Here is a 4,160-nt window from a genome sequence, read left to right on the forward strand (position 1 = left end):
ATGAATGAATGAAAATACCTCATCAATCGATCCTCCAACCAAAGCAGGGATCGGAACTGGAACAGACCAACTTTTTAATCGTTTTGTCATGTCATGAATAGTTTCAATTCCTGGTGCTGAGAGAAAATAACCAAAAAAAGATAATTGCCTTTTTTTAATAACTTGTGGATCGAGAGACTTCAAAGATCCAGAAGCGCAATTTCTAGTGTTGGAAAATGGTTCTAACCCTTCTTTTAATCTATCTTCATTAATCGACTCTAAAGCAGCAAAGGGCATATAGACTTCACCTCTGATCTCGCAAGAACCTTCTTCCATTGGTATAGTGTGTGGAATTCCTAAAACTTGTTTTAAGTTATCAGTGATAATGTCTCCAACTAAACCATCACCTCTAGTCAGACCACATTCCAGACGTCCTTTAACGTACCAAAGGGAAACTGCGCATCCATCAATCTTAAGATCAGCATAATAAGAAGGAGATTTGGCAAGTAATTTCTGACACTGTTCATTAAAGTGAAACAGTCCATTTTTATCGAAAATCTTATCGTACGAAAGCATTGGCCAAAGATGAGCTTGTGTAGGGAATCTACCACTCGTCTTTTCACCTATAAATTGTGTTGGAGATTGAATCTTTAGCCAATCTGGGTGGTTCTCTTCTAGAATTTTAACTTTTTCAAAAAGTTGATCGTACTCTTCATCCTCGATTTCTGGCTTGTCTAAAACAAAATAAGCACGGTTGTGGTACCAGAGTTCTCGACACAGATCTAGATAATGTTCGTATTCATCTTGAAGTGGAGCGCGATTCAAAGAAAACCTCAAAAATTAGCGTTGTGTAAGCAGGCAACGAAAAAGACAGTGAAGAATCATTTTGAGTTAGTACGATTTCATTGTTTTTAGAATGTCCTCCATACAATTCCAAATCAGAAGAAAAGTGAAGAGTCAAACTAGCATGTCGGAAAAATGGCAAATTATAATTCTCTTGAGTGATTGGAGTGAAATTATGAACACAAAGAAAAGTTTGTTTAGATGATTTGCGAAAATAGGAGAAAATCCCTCTTTCTTTTTCATCAATATCGATCCACTCAAATCCTATGCGTACATGATCCCATTCCCATAATGCAGGGTTAGATTTATAGATAAGATTTAAGTCACATACGCATCTCCAGAGACCTAGATGCATATCACCTTTCTGCTCTATCCAATTCAGCGATTCTACTACAGACCACTCCTTCTTAGTTCCCCACTCTGAACCCATGAATAACAATTTCTTACCAGGCATACAAATTTGGTATGAATATAGAAGTCTCAAATGAGAGAAGCGATCATTCCCTGACCCGAACATTTTTTCAAAAAAGCTACCCTTACAATGAACAACTTCATCATGAGATAACGGCAACAAGAAAGCTTCTAAGTAAGAATAAAAAACAGAAAAGGAGATCTCTTTTCTATTTGCTCCGCGAAAATACGGGTCCATAGCGAAATAACGAAGAGTGTCATGTACCCATCCCATCTGCCACTTAAAATCGAAACCTAGACCTCCTTCATAAAGGTCTTTTGTCATTTTGGACCAATCAGTCGACTCTTCAGCTACAGTGAATATTCCTGGCGCACGTAAATGAGTAACAGAATTCAAATGTTTCAGAAATTCAATACTTTCCAGATTTTCCTTGCCACCGTATCGATTTGGACTCCATGAACTATTTTCATGCCCGTAATCTCTATATAACATAGATGAGACAGCATCAACTCTTAGACCATCAACATGAAGTTGATTCAGCCAAAAAAGAGCACTAGCTAAAAGAAAGTTAGATACTTCAGTCCTTCCGTAATCAAACTGTCTAGTCCCCCAATGCGGATGGATCTGTCGAAGTGGATCAGCATCCTCGAAAAGAGGCAACCCATCGAAATTACAAAGTGCATGTTCATCAGATGCAAAATGAGCCGGAACCCAATCTAAAATAACACCAATGCCCTGTTGATGAAGTATATCTACAAACCGTTGGAATCCCTGAATGGTTCCAAATCTACTAGTAGGAGCGAAATACCCTGTTGTTTGATATCCCCAAGATTCATCTAATGGATGCTCACAAATAGGCAAAAGCTCTACATGTGTAACCCCAAGCTTATGAACATAAGATGCCAAATCTTTTGCTATTTCTTCATAACTCAAAAACTTTCCTGATTTGGATCTCTTCCAAGAACCTAAATGAACCTCATAAATAGCCATAGGCTGGTCTCTATAGCTCTTTATTTGACGCTGCTCCATCCATTTTTGATCTTCCCAATAGTAATTTTTCCACTGATTATTAATTATTGAGGCAGTAGCAGGTCTCTCTTCAAACTGAAACCCAAAAGGATCGATCTTGAGTTGAAGATCTCCGTTTTTATTAATAGCAAATTTGTACCGTTCACCCTCTTTTAACCCTGGAATAAAAAGAGTCCAAATTCCGGAAGAATTTCTTTCCATAGGGAAAACTCCAGCTTCCCAAAGTGAGAAATCTCCTAAGACTGACACACCATCTGCACGTGGAGCCCACACTGAAAAAAGGACCCCCTCAATCCCTTCTATGGAGTGAATATGTGCTCCTAACTTGTGAAATATATCGTAATGAACTCCTCTCCCAAAAAGATAGGTGTCAAGTTCAGAAAATTCAAAACGAAATGCATAAGGATCTTTTATCCACCTACCATCTGGGAGGCAAACATGATATGACGAAAAAGTGCTTAAAGTAGATGCTTCAAAAGGCTCTAATTCAAATAGACCAACCATATCTTTTCTGGAGGAGATATGAAAAATATCCCCCTGAAAAAGAATGGGGAGATAGAGTTGGTTAGGTCTCCATACACGAACTATCTGTTTACCATTAACAGAATGAGGCCCCAAAAAATCGTGTGGGGAACAATGGGCGCCCTTTTGCAAGGCATTTAAATGATCCTTTTCGATCGAAGGACTCAACAATTTCAAGCTCCCATCATATCAATGTTCGAAACGATCAAAACAATAAATGTCACCTTCCTTAAAAAAGAACGGGACATGTTCCGATCCAACAACATGATACATACCGGGTCCACCTCCTTTTCGGGTAGCGCGAAAGACACGGACCCCGGGAGGGAAGATGAAATAACAAAGGTAAGACTTCTCAATTTTTAGCAAACAACTTCTCAACCTGCCATTAGACCAGATAAGACTAAACGAACCGAATGGAAGCACAAAATTTCTCAACCGTCCAGCAATAGACCACTTCGGAAGATCAGGAAGAATAGACAATGTCAACTCATCCATGCGAATTAAAGCGTCAGTAAGAGCCTTTCCAAAATAAGAGAAAATCTGAAGTGGACTACCATACCCCTCAAAAAATGGACCATTACCATAGAAGCGTTGATCTTTCCAGAAAGGCACCATAGTCGCTGAAAAGTGATACTTCCAAACATAAGGGAAATCTAAATGGAGTAATTCTTTATTAGAAATATTACATTTCACTGACTGGTTTACTTCATTAGGGACAAGATTAGAAATAGCATACAAGCAAGGGAAGATATCTTCTGGAGCACATTTCCTATCAAAAAAATGAAAACATTTCTTCTTGTGAGAGCCAAATGTAAGTCTCGGAATGACAATATTTGAACAATCAGAAATTGTCTTATGACCTAATCGGAAAGCCCCATCAATGGAAATTTCAATTGCATCACCTCTTGTCAATGTTGCAATTTGTGCTCCCGAATTGGAACTAATACAAAGCGACTTGCCTCTCACAAAAGAAAAAAGGCAACTCAGATGAGTCTGATGCATTTGAAGAAATAAAACAGAAACATTCTTATTAGATTGTAATGTAATAATAATTCTTTGCCGATCCCAATCGCATTCCACACGAAAGGTGTCTATCTTGTGTGTGAAATTCAGAGCCCAAGTACAAATCTCACAAGATTCACTATTACGAATGTCAAAAAAAGAAATAAGCGTCGGGAAAACACGTACAACGAAAAATGTACGAGGTATCCAATACATACATCCCACCTGCTCGCTAACAGCCATGTAGGAAAGAAAAACAGGAACAGAAAAAGCTATCATGAACGAATCAAGGAGATAAAAAGTCCACTCATGGTGAGAAGAATTTCAAAATAAGGCAAGTGGCAAGATTGAACTACAGTAAATAATATATTTT

The 4,160-nt window shown here is 38.2% G+C and carries 3 protein-coding genes; all 3 read right to left on the bottom strand.

Annotated features, from left to right (window positions below; genetic code table 11):
• A partial coding sequence (locus tag GCCT14_RS03790) for an NAD-dependent DNA ligase (protein WP_478209989.1) occupies positions 1-804 on the bottom strand: 804 nt, incomplete at its 3' end.
• A complete protein-coding gene (glgB, locus tag GCCT14_RS03795) occupies positions 779-2,953 on the bottom strand; it encodes a 1,4-alpha-glucan branching protein GlgB (RefSeq protein WP_204592949.1) in 2,175 nt (724 codons plus the stop codon). The genes GCCT14_RS03790 and glgB, both read right to left, overlap by 26 nt.
• 21 nt (positions 2,954-2,974) lie before the next feature.
• The gene (locus GCCT14_RS03800; protein ID WP_108624304.1) at positions 2,975-4,066 is read right to left on the bottom strand and encodes a hypothetical protein; all 1,092 of its coding nucleotides are present in this window, start codon (positions 4,064-4,066) and stop codon (positions 2,975-2,977) included.
• Between the last annotated feature and the right edge of the window lie 94 nt (positions 4,067-4,160).

The sequence above is a fragment of the Candidatus Similichlamydia epinepheli genome, assembly GCF_003056015.1.